21 protein-coding genes are annotated in these 16,401 nt (G+C 72.6%); 14 read left to right on the top strand and 7 right to left on the bottom strand.

Translation table 11 applies throughout. The features are described 5' to 3' along the window. Window positions 1-2: 2 nt before the first annotated feature. From BIU97_RS15000 to BIU97_RS14990, 3 genes are all read left to right on the top strand, one after another. Window positions 3-1,148, top strand: coding sequence for a cysteine desulfurase family protein (locus BIU97_RS15000; protein WP_071298041.1), 1,146 nt, complete (start codon window positions 3-5; stop codon window positions 1,146-1,148). 79 nt (window positions 1,149-1,227) lie between these two features. Further along, entirely contained in the window at window positions 1,228-1,515 is a 288-nt protein-coding gene (locus BIU97_RS14995) for a hypothetical protein (protein WP_071261028.1), read from the top strand. A gap of 219 nt (window positions 1,516-1,734) precedes the next feature. After that, entirely contained in the window at window positions 1,735-2,025 is a 291-nt protein-coding gene (locus BIU97_RS14990) for a hypothetical protein (protein WP_071261030.1), read from the top strand. A gap of 9 nt (window positions 2,026-2,034) precedes the next feature. Here the strand turns inward: BIU97_RS14990 and BIU97_RS14985 are convergent, their stop codons facing one another. Beyond that, complete coding sequence (locus BIU97_RS14985; protein WP_071261032.1) at window positions 2,035-2,502, bottom strand: MSMEG_6728 family protein; 468 nt, start codon at window positions 2,500-2,502, stop codon at window positions 2,035-2,037. 88 nt (window positions 2,503-2,590) lie between these two features. Between BIU97_RS14985 and BIU97_RS14980 the strand changes: the two genes are divergently transcribed. Next, window positions 2,591-3,187 (top strand): NAD(P)H-dependent oxidoreductase, encoded by a 597-nt coding sequence (locus BIU97_RS14980; RefSeq protein WP_071262024.1) that lies wholly within the window; start codon window positions 2,591-2,593, stop codon window positions 3,185-3,187. A 508-nt stretch (window positions 3,188-3,695) separates the two neighbouring features. Here BIU97_RS14980 and aroQ read toward each other — a convergent pair. Next, window positions 3,696-4,139: a type II 3-dehydroquinate dehydratase gene (aroQ, locus tag BIU97_RS14975; protein WP_071261034.1), complete on the bottom strand. Its 444-nt coding sequence runs from the start codon at window positions 4,137-4,139 to the stop codon at window positions 3,696-3,698. A gap of 139 nt (window positions 4,140-4,278) precedes the next feature. On the opposite strand from aroQ, the gene BIU97_RS14970 reads away from it, so the two are divergent. Both BIU97_RS14970 and BIU97_RS14965 read left to right on the top strand, forming a co-directional pair. Then, window positions 4,279-5,949, top strand: coding sequence for a sodium:solute symporter family protein (locus BIU97_RS14970; RefSeq protein ID WP_071261036.1), 1,671 nt, complete (start codon window positions 4,279-4,281; stop codon window positions 5,947-5,949). A 30-nt stretch (window positions 5,950-5,979) separates the two neighbouring features. Beyond that, window positions 5,980-6,309 carry a hypothetical protein gene (locus tag BIU97_RS14965; RefSeq protein ID WP_071261038.1) on the top strand — a complete coding sequence of 110 codons (330 nt, stop codon included), beginning with the start codon at window positions 5,980-5,982 and terminating at the stop codon, window positions 6,307-6,309. A 185-nt stretch (window positions 6,310-6,494) separates the two neighbouring features. On the opposite strand, the gene BIU97_RS14960 is transcribed toward BIU97_RS14965, so the two are convergent. After that, the gene (locus BIU97_RS14960; RefSeq protein WP_071298040.1) at window positions 6,495-7,019 is read right to left on the bottom strand and encodes a DUF3800 domain-containing protein; all 525 of its coding nucleotides are present in this window, start codon (window positions 7,017-7,019) and stop codon (window positions 6,495-6,497) included. Window positions 7,020-7,123: 104 nt separating this feature from the next. On the opposite strand from BIU97_RS14960, the gene BIU97_RS14955 reads away from it, so the two are divergent. The 3 genes from BIU97_RS14955 to BIU97_RS14945 all read left to right on the top strand — a co-directional run bounded on the left by BIU97_RS14955 (window position 7,124) and on the right by BIU97_RS14945 (window position 9,096). Then, a complete protein-coding gene (locus BIU97_RS14955; RefSeq protein ID WP_071262026.1) occupies window positions 7,124-7,531 on the top strand; it encodes a VOC family protein in 408 nt (135 codons plus the stop codon). A 43-nt stretch (window positions 7,532-7,574) separates the two neighbouring features. Then, window positions 7,575-8,201 carry a DNA-3-methyladenine glycosylase I gene (locus BIU97_RS14950; protein ID WP_071298039.1) on the top strand — a complete coding sequence of 209 codons (627 nt, stop codon included), beginning with the start codon at window positions 7,575-7,577 and terminating at the stop codon, window positions 8,199-8,201. Window positions 8,202-8,292: 91 nt separating this feature from the next. Next, window positions 8,293-9,096, top strand: coding sequence for a DJ-1/PfpI family protein (locus BIU97_RS14945; RefSeq protein WP_083420977.1), 804 nt, complete (start codon window positions 8,293-8,295; stop codon window positions 9,094-9,096). Here the strand turns inward: BIU97_RS14945 and BIU97_RS14940 are convergent. Continuing rightward, entirely contained in the window at window positions 9,093-9,572 is a 480-nt protein-coding gene (locus tag BIU97_RS14940; RefSeq protein ID WP_083420976.1) for a GNAT family N-acetyltransferase, read from the bottom strand. The genes BIU97_RS14945 and BIU97_RS14940 overlap by 4 nt on opposite strands. Continuing rightward, window positions 9,569-10,354 carry a LysR family transcriptional regulator substrate-binding protein gene (locus BIU97_RS14935; protein WP_071298074.1) on the bottom strand — a complete coding sequence of 262 codons (786 nt, stop codon included), beginning with the start codon at window positions 10,352-10,354 and terminating at the stop codon, window positions 9,569-9,571. The genes BIU97_RS14940 and BIU97_RS14935 overlap by 4 nt, the downstream gene beginning before the upstream one ends. A 33-nt stretch (window positions 10,355-10,387) precedes the next feature. Here BIU97_RS14935 and BIU97_RS14930 point away from each other — a divergent pair, with 33 nt between their 5' ends. Further along, window positions 10,388-10,777, top strand: a complete 390-nt coding sequence (locus BIU97_RS14930) for a DUF5997 family protein (RefSeq protein WP_071261065.1) — start codon at window positions 10,388-10,390, stop codon at window positions 10,775-10,777. Window positions 10,778-10,820: 43 nt separating this feature from the next. Beyond that, entirely contained in the window at window positions 10,821-11,327 is a 507-nt protein-coding gene (locus BIU97_RS14925; protein WP_071298038.1) for a hypothetical protein, read from the top strand. A gap of 11 nt (window positions 11,328-11,338) precedes the next feature. Here BIU97_RS14925 and BIU97_RS14920 read toward each other — a convergent pair whose 3' ends face one another. After that, a complete protein-coding gene (locus BIU97_RS14920) occupies window positions 11,339-11,776 on the bottom strand; it encodes a phage holin family protein (RefSeq protein WP_071298037.1) in 438 nt (145 codons plus the stop codon). 167 nt (window positions 11,777-11,943) lie between these two features. Here BIU97_RS14920 and BIU97_RS14915 point away from each other — a divergent pair, with 167 nt between their 5' ends. Continuing rightward, a complete protein-coding gene (locus BIU97_RS14915) occupies window positions 11,944-12,471 on the top strand; it encodes an Lrp/AsnC family transcriptional regulator (protein ID WP_071261071.1) in 528 nt (175 codons plus the stop codon). 34 nt (window positions 12,472-12,505) lie between these two features. Here BIU97_RS14915 and BIU97_RS14910 read toward each other — a convergent pair whose 3' ends face one another. Next, window positions 12,506-12,937 carry a GNAT family N-acetyltransferase gene (locus BIU97_RS14910; protein WP_254783006.1) on the bottom strand — a complete coding sequence of 144 codons (432 nt, stop codon included), beginning with the start codon at window positions 12,935-12,937 and terminating at the stop codon, window positions 12,506-12,508. 111 nt (window positions 12,938-13,048) lie between these two features. On the opposite strand from BIU97_RS14910, the gene BIU97_RS14905 reads away from it, so the two are divergent. Together BIU97_RS14905 and BIU97_RS18190 are read left to right on the top strand one after the other, a co-directional pair. Then, window positions 13,049-14,338: a hypothetical protein gene (locus BIU97_RS14905; protein WP_071298036.1), complete on the top strand. Its 1,290-nt coding sequence runs from the start codon at window positions 13,049-13,051 to the stop codon at window positions 14,336-14,338. Between the two features lie 84 nt (window positions 14,339-14,422). Further along, window positions 14,423-16,401: beta strand repeat-containing protein (locus BIU97_RS18190; protein ID WP_071290565.1), on the top strand; the 1,979-nt coding region annotated here is incomplete at its 3' end.

Here is a 16,401-nt window from a genome sequence, read left to right as displayed (position 1 = left end):
CCGTGTTCTACCTGGACCGCGCCGCCACGACACCGGTCCGCCGCGAGGTGCTCGAGGCGATGTGGCCCTGGCTGACCGGGGCGTTCGGCAACCCGTCCTCCACCCACGGCGTCGGGGACCAGGCTGCCCGGGGGCTCGCGGACGCCCGGGCGACGGTCGCCCGGGTGCTCGGCTGCCGACCGGCCGAGGTCGTCTTCACCACCGGCGGCACCGAGGGGGCGAACACCGCCGTCAAGGGGATCGCCCTCGCCGCACCCCGCGGCCGGCACGTCGTCACGAGCGCGATCGAGCACGAGGCCGTGCTGGAGAGCTGCGCCTACCTCGCGCGGTTCCACGGCTTCCAGGTCACGGTGCTGCCGGTCGGGTCGGACGGCCGGGTCGACCCGCAGGTCCTGCGCGCCGCGCTCCGGCCGGACACCACGCTCGTCTCGATCGCGCACGCCGACAACGAGATCGGCACCGTGCAGGACGTCCCGGCGCTCGCCGCGGTCGCCCACGGGGTCGGGGCGCGCTTCCACACCGACGCCGTGCAGTCCGCTCCGTGGCTGCCGGTCGGGCCCGACGCGCTGGGGGTCGACGCGGTGTCGCTCTCCGGCCACAAGCTCGGCGCGCCGAAGGGCACCGGCGTGCTCGCCGTGCGGTCCGGCGTCCCGCTCGAACCGCTGCTGCACGGCGGGGGACAGGAACGCGGACGGCGGTCGGGCACCGAGGACGTCGCCGGCGCGGTGGCGGTGGCGACGGCACTCGGGCTGAGGTCCTCCGGTGGCGCTGCCGGTGCTGCCTCCGTCGCGGCCACGAGCGCCCGCGACGCCGTGCTCGACGGCGTGCTCGCCGCGGTCCCCGGGGCCTTCGTCACCGGGTCGCGTACGCACCGGCTGCCGGGGCACGCGTCGTTCTGCTTCCCCGGCGTCAACGGCGAGACGGTCCTGCTCGAACTCGAGCAGCGCGACGTCGTGTCGTCGTCGGGGAGCGCCTGCGCGGCCGGGAGCACCGAGGCCTCGCACGTGCTCACCGCCCTCGGCATCCCGGAGGACGTCGCCCGCACGGCCCTCCGACTGACCTTCGACGAGACACTCATGGCGGCCGACGTGCCGCTCGTCGTCGGCGCGGTGGCCGACGCCGTGGCGGCGGTCCGCAGCCTCGCCTGACGTGTACTAGACGTTCTACTCCATCTCTGGGTACGTGTCCCCCCTTCTGCGGACACGAGAAGTGCGTCAAGGTGGGAACATGACGAACACGACGACCACCGGCACCCGGCAGGAGGACCGCTTCCGCGCGGTGCAGCTCCTCCCCGCGCCGGCGACGGTCGTCGCGCTCGTCCTGGGCGCGCAGCACGACCTCGGCAGCGCGCCGCTCGGACTCATCGCCCTCGTCGGCGCCCTCGCCACCGCCGGGAGCGCCCTGCTCCCCACGGTGCGACCCGCCGTGGAGCGACGGGTCGGGTCCGCCACCCGACGGTCGATGCCCGCGCCGACCGAGACGGACCGGTACCGAGAGGACACCGGACACCCCTGAGGTCCACCACCACCCGGGCACCCGACCCGTGTGGTGGCCCAGACCGGACGTCGAACCCCTGATCGGCGCCCGGCGCGGGGCGCGACGTCCCCTGTCGTCGTGTCCCGCCGCACACCACGACCCGCCGTGGGTCACGACGTCCCACCCCCGATCGGACGTCGGATCCCCTGCAGCCCACGGCGGGTCGGCGGTGTCGCCGCTGCGCGCTAGCGTCGGCGCATGCCCTCGTACCGCGTGACCCTGGCCGTCGGCGCCCTGGCCCCCGGCACCGCTCCGGACGCGGTCCTGCCCGCCGCGGCTCGGCTCGTCGCCGAGCAGACCGTCGTCGAGGCGCAGGACGTCCGCCTGCTGCGCGGGGTCCCGTGCGCCGTGGTGCGCTTCGAGGCGCCGGACGACGTGACCGCCGCCGGGATCCGCGACGCCGCGGTGACGGGACTCCGCGACGTCGTCGAGGTCCGGTCCGACGTCGTCACCCGGCGCGACGGCGGGCGCTGGACGCCGGTCGCCTGAGCGGGTGCCTCAGCTCGGGCGGACGGCGGCCTCCGGCACCCCGGGCCAGAGGTACTCGAGGTCGTCGGGCACGTCGGGGAACAGCTCGCGGTAGTGCTCCGGCGCCTTCTGCACGAGCTTCGACCGGTGCGAGCGGTGCAGGGCCTCGTCGCGGTTCCACGGCGGGATCGGCACGTCGCCGTGCTCGTAGGTCTCCAGGTCCTCGGGGACCAGCGCGAGGTCGGCCAGGGTCTTCTCGAGGCAGGTGTCCGCGTGACCGCGTTCCAGCCAGACGCGGCACGTCGCCTCCTGGTAGGCCATGAGCGCCGGGCGGTACCCGCGCCACATCGCCGTGACCGGGTGGTGCTGCCAGCCGTAGTCGGGGAGCGTCAACGCCCGCATCACCTGCAGTGTCTCCACGCGCTGCTTGCCCAGCCGCTTGTCGTCGAGGGACTCGGCCGAGGCCCGGAAGTCGGCGTACGGCAGGAAGGTCTGCATCGCCCGGACGGTACCCGGCGACGCTGGCACCCGACACAAGTCGTCACAACCCGGCCCCGGCGGCGGCCGACGTGTGAGCATCGTGTGCATGAGCGGAGAACTGGTGGTCGGCGTCAGCGGCAGCCCGTCGGACCCCTCGCGGACGTCCACCCTGGTCGGCGCGACGGTGGCGCGACTGGCCCAGGACATCGAGGGTGCCCGGACGGAGACGATCGAGATCGGCCCGTTGCTGGCCGACCTCGGAGCGGCGTCGTCCCGCGAGGCGATGTCGGACCGCACCCGACGGGCGCTCGAGACCGTCGAGGCCGCGGACGTCCTCGTCGTCGGCAGCCCGGCCTTCCGGGCCGCGTACTCCGGCGCCTTCAAGCTCTTCTTCGACTGGATCGGCCAGTACGACCTCGTCGACACCCCGGTGCTCCTGACCGCCACCGGCGGCAGCGACCGGCACGCCCTGCTCGTCGAGCACCAGATGCGCCCGCTGTTCGGCTTCTTCCAGTCCACGACCCTGCCGCTCGGCGTGTTCGGCAACGAGCGGGACTTCACGAAGCGCGACGGCGGCTACGACATCGGCAGCATCGACCTCGAGCTCCGCATCGACCAGGCCGTCCGCCGCGCCGTCCCCCTCATCCGCGGAGGCTTCGCCACCGCCGGACTCACCGAGGTCCGCCGCCCCGCCGACTTCTGACGCCCCGGGTGCCGGGTTCCGGGTGCCGGGTGCTGTTCCGCGCGTAGGAGGTCGTTCCGCGCGTGGTGAGTCTTTCCGCGCGTAGGGGGCTGGTTCTTCCGGCTCCCTACGCGCGGAAGTGCTTCCCATGTCGCGTGTGATGGGACGGAAGGTGCGCGCGGTGGATGCGCGGGGCGCGGTGCGCCGGGCGGGAGGCCCGGGGCGGGCTGGCGCCGGGCCTCCCGTCCGCCTCGTGGCGGAGGAGGCGGGTGCCGGGGTGTTGTTCCGCGCGTAGGAGGTCGTTCCGCGCGAGGGCAGTCCTTCCGCGCGTAGGGGGCCGGTTCTTCCGGCTCCCTACGCGCGGAAGTGCTTCCCATGTCGCGTGTGATGGGACGGAACCTGCGCGCGGTGGACGCGCGGGGCGCCGGACGGGAGCCCCGGGGCGGGCTGACCCCGTGCCTCCCGTCCGCCTCGTGGCCGAGAGGCGTGAGCCGGGAGCGAGCGCCGGACCCGGACCCAGGCCCTGGCGTCAGTCGAGCAGCGACGCCAGGTGCGCGACCGCCAGGCGGTAGCCGTCGGCGCCCGCGCCGGCGATGACCGCCGTTGCGGCGGTCGCGACGTGGTCGACGTGGCGGAAGGGCTCGCGCTTCCACGTGTTGGACAGGTGCACCTCGACGACCGGGACCGTGAGTGCCTCGACGGCGTCGTGCAGCGCGACCGAGGTGTGCGCGTAGGCGGCGGGGTTGATGACGACGCCGACGAAGTCGTCGAGCGCCTCGTGCAGCCACTCGACGAGTTCGCCCTCGCGGTTGCTCTGCCGGAAGTCGGCCTCGAGCGAGTGGACGGCGGCCTCGGTGTGCACGATCGCCTCGATCTCGGCGAGCGTCACGGTGCCGTACTGCTCGGGGTCGCGCCGGCCGAGGATGTCCAGGTTGGGGCCGTTGAGGACGAGGATGCGCGACTGCTCGGTCATGTCGCGAGCCTACCGAGGGCGGGCAGCGCCGGACCCGACCGCCGCCGGGGCGGCGATGTGAACGGTCACAATTCGGTGTAACGTTCCCGTCCGGGTCGGCTGAGTTGCCGACTGCAACACACTGACGTGGAGATGTTGAATGGTTCTCGCTGCAGCGAACGAAGGGATCCGGCTCGACTTGGGCTGGGTCGACTACCTGATGATCATCGTGTACTTCGGGGTCGTCATCGGGATCGGGTTCACCGCCCGGAAACAGGTCCGGACGAGCATGGACTTCTTCCTGTCCGGCCGTTCGATGCCGGCGTGGATCACGGGCCTGGCGTTCGTGTCCGCGAACCTCGGCGCCACCGAGATCCTCGGCATGGCGGCCAACGGTGCCCAGATCGGCATGGCGACCCTGCACTACTACCTGGTCGGCGCCGTGCCCGCGATGGTGTTCCTCGGGCTCGTGATGATGCCCTTCTACTACGGCTCGAAGGTCCGCTCGGTGCCGGAGTTCATGCTCCGCCGGTTCGGCAAGGCCCCGCACCTGGTGAACTCGATCGCCTTCGCCGTGTCGAACGTGCTCATCGCGGGCATCAACCTCTACGCGATGGCCATCGTCATCGAGGCGATGCTCGGCTGGCCGGAGTGGCTCGCCATCGTCGTGTCCGCCGGCTTCGTGCTCGTCTACATCACCCTCGGTGGGCTCTCCAGCGCGATCTACAACGAGGTCATGCAGTTCTTCGTCATCATCGCGGGCCTCATCCCGCTGACGATCGTCGGCCTGCACCGCGTCGGCGGCTGGGACGGCCTGTCGAAGGCGATCACCGAGACGCAGGGCGTGCAGCACCTGCAGGCCTGGGCCGGCACCGGCTTCGGCGACGTCACGAACCCGATCGGTGCGAACTGGCTCGCGATCGTCCTCGGCCTGGGCTTCGTCCTCGGCTTCGGCTACTGGACGACCAACTTCACCGAGGTCCAGCGTGCGTTCTCGGCGAAGAACATGTCCGCCGCCCGTCGCACCCCGCTCATCGCCGCGATCCCGAAGCTCTTCATCCCGGCCATCGTCGTGATCCCCGGTCTCATCGCGGCCGCGGTCGTCGGCAACCAGTTCGCCGACGGCTCGCTCACCTACAACGACGCGATCCCGAAGCTCATCCAGATGTACCTGCCGACCGGCGTGCTCGGCGTCGCGGTCACCGGCCTGCTCGCGTCCTTCATGGCCGGCATGGCGGCGAACGTGTCGTCCTTCAACACGGTCTTCACGTACGACATCTGGCAGCGCTACATCAAGCCGAACATGCCCGACGTGCACTACCTGAAGACGGGCCGCTGGGTGACCGTCGTCGGCGTCCTGGTCGGCATCGCGACCGCGTTCATCGCCGCGCAGGCGTCGAACATCATGACGTACATGCAGACGCTGTTCTCGTTCTTCAACGCCCCGCTGTTCGCCGTGTTCATCCTCGGCCTGCTCTGGAAGCGCATGACGACGCAGGGCGCGCTCTGGGGGTACGTCCTCGGCATCGTGACCCCGACGATCACCTGGATCGCGTACCTCGTGAACCCGGACCTGTTCGCCACCGCGACCGCCGAGACCCTCTACGGCGCGATCATCTCGTTCGTCACCGTGCTCGTCGTCGGCTTCGTCGTCTCGATGCTCACCAAGCCGAAGGACGAGAAGGAGCTCAGCGGCCTGGTCTACGGCATCGGCAAGATCGACCTGCACGGCGACTCCGTCGCGACCGACACCGCCTGGTACCGCTCGCCCGCGCTGCTCGGCACGGTCGCGCTGGTGCTCTGCGTCGTCCTGTACCTCCCGTTCCTCTAGGCCCGCGAAGACCCGCGAAGGAGATCTCCCATGAGCGACACCACCACCGCCATGACCGAGGAGCAGAAGGCCGCCCTCGTCCGTTCCACCCGCCGACTCGACCTGCGTCGCATCCTCGGCGGCCTGTTCGTCCTGTACGGCGTCATCGTGACCGTCGTCGGCATCGTCCACTGGGACAGCGACCCCGAGAAGACCGGCGGCATCCACATCAACCTGTGGGTCGGGCTGTCGATGCTCGTCGGCGGGCTGCTGTTCTTCCTCTGGGACCGGCTGAACCCCGTCCCGGCGGAGGACATCATCGGCCAGGCAGAGGCCGAGACGCAGCAGAAGGCGGCCGGCGAAGGCCGAGAGCTCGCCTGAGCAGACGGTCCTGACCGTCGGACGGGAGGCGCGGTGCCGGTCGGCGCCGCGCCTCCCGTCCGACTCGGGCTGGTTGACGACGCTGACGGGGCGTCCTAGTATTGAAATGTCGGTCGGGTGCTCTCGGCCGGAAGTGATCCCCGGATGTCCTGCAGCCAGCGCGGGCCCGGGGATTTGCGTTCTGGTCAGCCTACGATCACTGCCGGCGGAATCTGTGGCGAGCCGTCGCGATGTGCGCCGCACGCGACATCGGCGAGTGCGAGCAGCGGCTCGCCCGACGGCTGCACGTGCATCCAGCGCAGACGGCTCCCGATACCGCGATCACGGAGCGCCGTGAACATCGAACGGTCGTCACGGTCCCTCGCCGGACCGCGCGATTCGAGCACGATGGTCCTGACACCCCGCTGCTCGAGCTCCCAGACCAGTCGTTCCAAGCAGCGCCGGCGACGCCGTTCCGCCCGTGCGACGACACCCTCGTAGCGGACGACGACCACCTCGATGGCATGGAGCAGGAGATCGAGCCACGAGAGCCGTTGGCTGGGCAGTCCCTCGTACCAGTGCAGCTTCCGCATTCGCGGCGGTGTGCACCTCCTGACGGCGGCCCTCGCGTCGTCTGCGTTCGCGTCCGTCACGATGACGGCGGCGAGGACGTACACGGTGTGGTCGAGGCCGCCGCCCGGCTCCGACTCGTCCACGTACGCCGTCTCCATCGACCTAGTATATTGCGTACCGGTCAGTACCGCCGAGGAACAGTTGCGCTCCGCCCCTCGCCGCGCCAGGTTGAGCACGAGGAAAGGACGACCCCGTGGACACGATGGTCTTCATCAACCTGCCCGTCGCCGACCTGGAGCGCGCGAAGGCGTTTCACGAGGCGCTCGGCTACTCGATCAACCCGGCGTTCAGCGACGACACGGCGGCGTGCGTCGTGGTGAGCGACACGATCTTCGTCATGATCCTGACGGCGGCGAAGTTCACCCAGTTCACCGACAAGGCCATCGCCGACGCCGACACGATCGAGGTGATCACCTCGCTGAGTGCGGCCTCGAAGGACGAGGTCCACCGCATCGTCGACGCGGCGGTCGCCGCCGGCGGCACCGAGGACCGCCCGGAGATGGACCTCGGCTTCATGTACCAGCGGAGCTTCACGGACCCGGACGGGCACCGCTGGGAGTACGTCTGGATGGACCCGCAGGCCGTGCAGGACGGACCGCCGGCGCAGTGACCGCGGGGCTGGCGGTGTCGGCTGACCACGCCAGGATGGGTGCATGACCCCAGAGCCCCTGCCCGACCGTGCACCGGCGACCCCGGACCTCGTCGTCGGGGCCGACGGCCTCGCCCGTCCGGTGTGGGCGTCGTCCGACGCCTTGCTCCGTGACTACTACGACACCGAGTGGGGGATGCCGGTCCGCGACGAGCGCGGGGTGTTCGAGCGGCTCTCGCTCGAGGCGTTCCAGTCCGGTCTGTCGTGGCGCACGATCCTCGCGAAGCGGCCCGCGTTCCGTGCCGCGTTCGCCGACTTCGACCCGGACACCGTGGCGGCCTTCGGCGAGGACGACGTCGCACGGCTGATGGCCGACGCCGGCATCGTGCGGAACCGCGCGAAGATCGCCGCGACGATCACGAACGCGAACGCGACGGTCGCCCTGCGCGCGGACGGCGGGCTGTCCGACCTCGTGTGGTCCTTCCGGCCGGCCGTCACCCCCGCGCCCGTCACCGCAGCCGAGGTCCCGACGACGTCGGACGAGTCCGTCGCGTTGTCGAAGACGCTCCGGAAGCGCGGCTTCGCGTTCGTCGGACCGACCACGATGCACGCCCTGATGGAGGCCCTCGGCATCGTCGACACGCACCTCGTCGGCAGCCACCGACGCGGGACGTCCGGGGTCTGGCGCTGAGCAGCGCTGAGCAGCGAGCTGAACAGCGCGTTGAGCAGCGCTGAGCAGCGCGGAGCAGCCACGGGGACGACGGCGGGGCTAGGGTCGCGGCATGAGCTCCGAGAACCCGCGCGTGCGGCCCGTCCACCCCGTCCGTGCGGACACCGTGGCGGTCCCGCTCGACGCCGAGGTCCCGACGCCCGAGCCGGCGGCCGACGGCACCGCCCCGGCGCACGGCCCGGACGAGGTGCGCATCGCCTTCCTGCTCTTCCCGCACCTGACGCAGCTCGACCTGACCGGTCCGGCCCAGGTGCTCTCCCGGGTGCCCGGTGCTCGCGTCGAGTACGTCGCCGCGACGCTCGACCCGGTCCCGAGCGACTGCGGGCTGTCCCTCGTGCCGACCACGACGTTCGCCGAGGCGGCCCCGGCGGACGTCCTCGTCGTGCCGGGCGGCGAGGGCGCCTTCGACGCGATGGCCGAGCGGCAGGTGATCGGCTTCGTCCGGCGCGAGGCCGAGCGTGCCACCTGGGTGACCTCGGTCTGCACGGGGGCGTTCGTGCTCGGCGCCGCCGGGCTGCTCGCCGGCAAGCGGGCGACGACGCACTGGGCGTCGAGGCCGATGCTCGAGGCCTTCGGTGCGCAGCCGGTCGACGACCGCGTGGTCGACGACGGTTCGGTCGTCACGGCGGCCGGGGTGAGCGCCGGCATCGACATGGCGCTGTGGCTCGCGGCGGAACTCGCCGGGCGTCCGGCGGCGGAAGCGATCCAGCTGCAGCTCGAGTACGACCCGCAGCCACCGTTCGACGCCGGCTCGGCCGAGCGCGCGGACGCCGTCGTGGTCACCCGGGCCCGGGCTGCCGCCGAGGACGCACGCGGCGACCGCGTGGAGCGGGCTGCCGCCGCGGTCCTGCGCTAGTCGTCGTCCCCCAGGGGGCGGCGCATCTGCACCGACGTCACCTGGTAGCCGAGCGCCGCGTAGAGCTCCTCCGCGCCGGTGTTGTAGCCGAACACGTTGAGGCCGATGCTCGTCGCGCCGTGCTCCGCTGCGGCCCGGTGTCCGAGCTCGAGAGCGCGGCGGGCATGGCCGAGTCGCCGGTGCGTCGCGGCGATCTCGACGTCGAACACCCACCAGTCCGGGCTGCCCGGTGCGAACGGTCCGATCCAGAGGTGCCCGACGACGGTGCCGCCCTGGTCGGTGACGTCCCACACCAGGTGTCCGTCGGCGGGGGAGCCGCCCGGGAACCAGCGGTCGCGCGACTGCTGCTCGTTCGCCTCGGCCTGCTCGCGGGTCTCGCCCGCCTGCATCCGGGACGCGACGTACTCCGCCATGGTGCGGTCGAGCCAGGCCGGGAGGCGCGTCGCCGGCATCGCGACCAGCCGCGTGTCCGTCACCGGTTGCCCTTCGACCCCCGGCTCGGCTTGCCGCGCATGCGCCCCCGGCCGGGGACCGGCCCCTTGCCCGTGTTCGAGCCCTTGCCACTGCCCGACTTGCCGCCGCCGGGTGACTTCGCCTTGGCCTTGCCGCCGGCACCTGCGCCGGCGTTGCCGCCGGCACCCTTGCCCGAGCCGGTCTTCGCACTGCGTGCCGAGGCCGAGCCCGAACCGGGGGCTCCGGCGTCCGTCGAGGCGTCCGGTGCCCGTCGTGAGCTGTTCGCCGTCCGGCCGCGCACGACGCCGATGAAGTCCTCGGTCACCTCGGTGGCGTCCTGGTCGCGCCAGACCAGGGCGATCCGGGTGCCGGGCGCGTCGGTCAGGGGGCGTGCGACGAGGTCCTTGCGGCTCGCTGCCCGGAACAGCGACTGCGGGAGCACCGCCACGCCGACGTTCGCCTCGACCAGGTCGAGCGCGCCGTCGATGTCGGCGGGCACCGGGCCCGCGTCGACGACGTGCACCTCGGTGGCGCCGAGGTCGACCTCGTCGAGCTCCGCCAGGGGGGAGTCCTTCGGCAACGCGACGACGGCCGTCTCGGTCCAGAGCGGGATCGCGTTGTGCTGGCGGGAGACGGGCATGCGGGCGAAGGCCATGTCGACCTCGCCGGCCAGGGCGTCGTCCACGTCGCCGGCGCCGATCGGGCGCAGCACGAGGTCGATCGTCGGGAATCGTTCGCGCCAGACGCGAGCCCACTTGGCGGGGGAGACCCCCGGCACGAAGGCGATGGTGAGTGCCGCGGTCATGCAGACGAGCATAGGGGCCGTACCCTTGACCCCATGGCGCAGGAACAGACCATGAAGCCCGAGACGGCTGCGAAGAAGCTCGGCATCTTGCTGGCGGCCGCTCCGGAGTCCTTCCGGGACGCTCCCGTCACGCGGACCGCCTTCGACGAGCTCCGGAACGAACCCCCGACGTGGCTCGAGGACCTCCGACGCGACGGTCCGCACCCGCGACCGGTCGTGGCGCAGAAGCTGGGGGTGTCCATCTCCGGGCTCACCCGTGCCGGCATCGAGGACCCGCTGACCACCGCGGAGATCAAGACGCTGCTCGAGCAGAAGCCCGAGTGGCTCGTCCGCGAGCGTGCCACGCAGGCCGCGGTGCACGCCGAGAACGCCCGGGTGAAGCAGGAGCGCGCCGCGAAGGCCGCTGCCCGCGACGAGGACTGACCCACCCCGACCCCGCACCACCCACCGGGACGAGGACACGGACGTGCACGAGACCGTCGCCGACGCCATGCTCGTCGTGCCGCAGTTCGCGTCGGTGTGCTGCATCGTCGGCGACCGGTACCGTCCGCGCCCGGCCGTCGTCGTGCCGGCGGCCGTGATGCTCGTCGCGATGCTCATGCCCGTCGTGCACGCCGGCGCCGCCTGGACCCTGCTCGCAGCGACGCTGCTGCTGGTGCTCGCACCGCTGCCCGTGATGCGTCGCCGCCGTGCCGACGGTCGTCGGGCGGAGCCGATGGACGTCCACCGTGCGCTCTCGTCCGTCGTGATGGCCGGGATGCTGCTGATGGGACACGCCGTCGGTGTCGCCGGTGACCACGGCGGGCACGCCGTGGTCCTGTCCGCCGTGCTCGGGGCCGGTGTGGTCGGCTACTGCGCCTTCAGCGGCTGGCTGCTCCGGTACGAGTGGGGCCGTGCGGACCGGCGCTCCGTCCGCAGCGGCGAGGTCTTCGCCATGACGGTCGCCGTGGTGGGCATGACGCTCGCGATGTAGCGCCGGACGGCTCAGTCGCGTCGAGCCGGAGCGTCGGCCGCGTGCGTCACCCGGTCCTTCGCGGCCCGGACCGTGTCCGCCGGCACCGGCGGCACACCTCGTCGGATGCCCCGGATGCCGATCGCGAACAGCACGGTGGTGACGAGCGCGAACAGGACGAACGTGACGGCGGTCGCCGCCCAGACCGGCAGCACCAGTGCCAGGAGCGCGACCACGAGGCCCGCCAGCAGCACGAGGGTCGTCAACGCGGAGCCCACGGCGATGCCGGTCAGCACGAGCCCGGTCCTCGCCCCGTCGACGCGCTCGCCGATCTCCCGCCGTGCCGAGGCCACCTCGTCGCGCACTGCCCGCAGGACCGGTTCCAGTGCCTTCTGGACCAGGCCCGCGGTGACGGTTTCGCGCAGCGACGGCTTGGCGGTCGGGTCGTCGTCGTGGTCGCTGGTGCTCACGGGGTCTCCTGTCCGGGTGCGGTCGTCCGCGTCCGGTCCTGCGACGCAGCAGGACCCACGATGGTCACGTTCCCGAGCAGGTGCTCGGTGTCCTCCCAGCTTGCCGAGCCGCGGACGCGGCGGTCGGTCCCGTCGCCCGTGCCGCGTCCGCGCGGTAGCGTCGGGTCGTGTCCGATCGCGCTGCCCGTCGCCCCGAGCCCGCTCCGCGCCTCGACGAGGTCGACGAACGCATCCTCTGGACGCTCGCGGCCGACGCTCGGATCCCGAACAACCGACTGGCCGCTGCGGTCGGCATCGCACCGTCGACGTGCCTGGCCCGCGTCCGGGCGCTCGAGGACGCCGGGGTGATCCGGGGGTACCGCGCCGACGTCGACGTCGCCCGGCTCGGGTTCTCGATCGAGGCGATGGTGTCCGTGCGGGTGCACGCCGCCGCCCGCCGCGAACTCCGCGACTTCGCGAAGCGGCTGCTCCGGGTGCCCGTCGTGCAGGACGTGTCGTTCCTGGCCGGCGACAAGGACTTCCTCGTGCACATCGCCTGCGAGTCGACGGAACAGCTCCGGGACTTCGTCGCCGACGAGCTCAGCGGCGACCCGTCGGTGGCGACGACCCAGACGAACATCGTGTTCGAGCGCCTCGTCGCCGACCGCTCCGGGCAGGGGCGCTCGTTCGACGAGCTCCGCCGCTGGCGCGCCTGAGGCGGCCGCTGCGCCCAGGCCGGGCGGTCCGACGTCAGCGCGTCCGGGTCATCGGGACGTGGGAGATGCGGTCCTCCAGGTACTCGTCGCCCGAGCGCACGAAGCCGAACCGGGCGTACCACTGCTCGAGGTGTGACTGCGCGCCGAGCACGATGACGGGGGAGCGGGACTCGGCGATCGCCGCCTCGATGAGCTGCCCGGCGAGGCCCTGGCCGCGGGCGTGCTTCGCCGTCGCGACGCGCCCGATCCGCTCGGTGCCGTCGGGTTCGCGCAGCAGGCGGAGCGTGGCGTCGACCGAGCCCTGGCCGGCCCAGAACTGCACCGTGCCCGGTTCCAGGTCGCGGCCGTCGACGTCGGCGTAGGCGCACTCCTGTTCGACGACGAAGACGTCCTGCCGCAGTCGGAGGACCTCGTGGAGCGTGACGACGTCCATGTTGCGGGTCGGAGCGTTGAAGATCGAGACCACGGTCGGCCTTTCCTGAAGATTTCTTGCGAAACGGGTTCCGTCTCGGCGCAGAGCGGCGTACATTGCCGGTCAACCACTCTACGTGCGCAGCCGAGATCAGGAGGTGAGCGCATGGACACGACGACTCGTGCACCCTGGCTCGCCGCCGTCCGGATCGCCCTCGTGGGCGTCGGGACACTGGCCGCGCTCGTGCTGCTCTCCCTGCTGTTCGGGGCGCGCCCCGCGGCTGCGGCCGAGTCCGCGCCGCCGACGACGAGCGCCCACCAGGGCGTCCTCGGCCACGCGACCGAGGGTCTCGGTTCGGCCGTCGACGACGTCACGAACGGCGTCGGCAGCGCAGTGGGCGGTGTCGTCGAACCGGTCACGAAGGCCGTCGTCCCGACACCTCCGGCTCCCGCGAAGCCCGCTCCGGTGGCCACGAAGCCCGCACCGGTGGCCACGAAGCCGACGCCCGCCGCTCCGGCACCCGCGGCGGTCGCCCCGAAGCCCGCGCCCGCCGCGCCGTCGAGCCCCGCTCCGGCTCCCGCGCCCCACCAGGCCGCGGCACCGACGCACGCCGCCCCTGCCGCCCCTGCGGCCCGGTCGACCACGCACCTGACGCAGGGTGTCGTCGACACGGTGAGTCGTGCCTCCCGGCCGGTCACCGACACCGTCGCCGGCGCGCTCCGTCCCGTCACCGACACCGTGCAGGCCGTCACCGACGGCCGCCCGGTGAGCGCCGTGGTGGGCACCGTCGACGACGTCGTCGGCAACGACGTGGTCGGGACCGTCACTGCACCGGTGACGGACCTCGTGGACGACACCCTGACGGGTGTCGGGACGGTCGTCGGATCGGTCCCCGACACGGTGACCGGCGTCGTCCCGTCCGTCGGCGAGACCCTGCCAGGAGGCTCGGATCCCGTCCTCGGCGCTCCGTCGCCCGTGCCCGGTGGCACGACCGCCCCGGTGGTCGGCTCCGTCGTGCCGGCTGCGGCCCCGGCTGGCCCGGCCGTCGCCTCGACGACCGGTCCGGATGCCGCTGCGCGTTCGACGCGCTGGCAGCAGCCGGTGGGCCCGGCGGGTGCCCACGGGCGGATCTCCGACTCGGCCGTCACGCCGACGACGGTGATCTCCGGCGTGACGGTGACCCCCGGCGCGACGGCGGACGTCGCGGACGCGACGGTCGGCGGCACGGCACTCCGGGTGCCCGCCGACGGGAACGGCCACGGCGGCCCGTCCGACGCGCCCGTCGCGGGTGTCCTCGGTGGCAGCGCCTCCTCGACCACCGGCGGCGCGACCGCCGTCGGCACCGTCGGTTCGACCGACGACTCGTTCTCCCTCGCCGCGGGGTCTCGCGGCACGCTCTCCGACGACGCGGTCCCCGCATCGGTCGTCGGCGAGCACGACGTCGCCCCTGACTGAGATCGGTGCACCTGTCCACCACGGCAGGCACGCACACCCGACCGCGACCGCGGTCGGACGACATCTCGATCAGGGAGTACGACCATGAACAAGTACGTCTCGCGAGGGCTCTGGTTCGCCCTCTGCGTCGGCGGCCTCACACTCGGAGGGACGGCTGCGGCGAACGCGGCCACGACCTCCGGAGCCGACGGCGCCGTCTCGGGCACCCAGGTGGTCCCGTCCGTGGACGCCCCGGTGTCCCTCACCGGCAACGCACTCGGGGTGCTCGGCGACGCGGTGTCGTCGGCGACCGCATCCCCGGCCGCTGCCTCGCCGTCCCCCTCGAGCGCGGCGGTGCCGTCCACGGCTCCGACGACCTCGGGTGCGAACGGCACGGCCTCCGGCACGCAGGTCGTGCCGCAGGTGACCGCTCCGGTGCACGTCGGCGGCAACGCCGTCGCGGTCGGTGGCGACGCCGCCTCCACCGCAGCACCCGCCGCTGCACCGGCTCCGGCAGCACCGAGCTCGGCAGCAGCGACCTCGGCACCGGCGACGTCCGGTGCCGACGGCACGGCTTCCGGCACGCAGGTGGCCGGTGACGTGACCGCTCCGGTCACCGCCACCGGCAATGCCGTGGCCGTCGGCGGCGACGCTGCGTCGACGTCGACCCCCGCCGGCACGTCGTCGTCCGCCCCGTCCTCGGCGGCGTCGTCTTCGGCGGCGCCGAGCACTTCGGGGTCGGACGGCACGGCCTCGGGGACGCAGGTGTCCCCGGTCGTCAGCGTCCCGGTCACCGTCTCCGGCAACGGAGTCGGCGTCCTCGGCGCCGGCACGAGCACCGACTCGGCGCGGCCCACCGGCTCCTCGTCCTCGACCGGCACTCCCGCGTCGGCCAGCACCTCGGGTCAGGACGGACTGCTCTCGGGCACCCAGGTGCTCGGTGCGGTCTCGGTCCCGGTCTCGATCGGTGGGAACGGCATCGGCCTGATCGGTGACGGTACGAGCACCGGCACGGGTACGGGTACGTCGGGTTCGACGGGTTCCGCGCCGGTCGTGGGTGGTTCGACCTCTGGTTCGGACGGCACGGGTTCGGGGACGCAGGTCACTCCGGTGGTCTCGGTTCCGGTGACGGTCGGTGGGAACGGCATCGGTCTGATCGGTGACGGTACGAGCACTGGCTCCGCGTCCGGTACGTCGGGTTCGACGGGTTCCGCGCCGGTCGTGGGTGGTTCGACCTCGGGTTCGGACGGCACGGCTTCGGGGACGCAGGTCACTCCGGTGGTCTCGGTCCCGGTGACGGTCGGTGGGAACGGCATCGGCGTCGTCGGTGACGGCACCAGCACGGGCACGGGTACGGGCACGTCGGGTTCGACGGGTTCCGCGCCGGTCGTGGGTGGTTCGACCTCTGGGTCGGACGGCACGGCTTCGGGGACGCAGGTCGCTCCGGTGGTCTCGGTTCCGGTGACGGTCGGTGGGAACGGCATCGGTCTGATCGGTGACGGAACGAGCACCGGCACGGGTACGGACACGTCGGGTTCGACGGGTTCGACGGGTTCCGCGCCGGTCGTGGGTGGTTCGACCTCCGGGTCGGACGGCACGGGTTCGGGGACGCAGGTCACTCCGGTGGTCTCGTTTCCGGTGACGGTCGGGGGGAACGGCATCGGCGTCGTCGGTGACGGCACCAGCACGGGCACCGGTTCGTCGACCTCGACGGGCTCCGCGCCGGTCGTGGGTGGTTCGACCTCCGGTTCAAACGGCACGGCTTCGGGGACGCAGGTCACTCCGGTGGTCTCGGTCCCGGTGACGGTCGGTGGGAACGGCATCGGCGTCGTCGGTGACGGCACCAGCACGGGTACCGGTTCGTCGACCTCGACGGGCTCCGCGCCGGTCGTGGGTGGTTCGACCTCTGGGTCGGACGGCACGGGTTCCGGGACGCAGGTCACCCCGGTGATCGACCTGCCCATCACCATCGGTGGGAACGGCATCGGCATCGTCGGTGACGGCACCGGCACCGGGACCACTCCCGGCACCGGGACCGGCACGACTCCGGGCGACGGTACGACCCCTGGTGACGGTACGACTCC

Source organism: Curtobacterium sp. MCBA15_009 (assembly GCF_001864895.1).
Classification (GTDB): Bacteria; Actinomycetota; Actinomycetes; order Actinomycetales; family Microbacteriaceae; genus Curtobacterium.
Note: the sequence above shows the minus strand (reverse complement) of the source record. Positions and strands in the feature narration are given on the sequence as shown.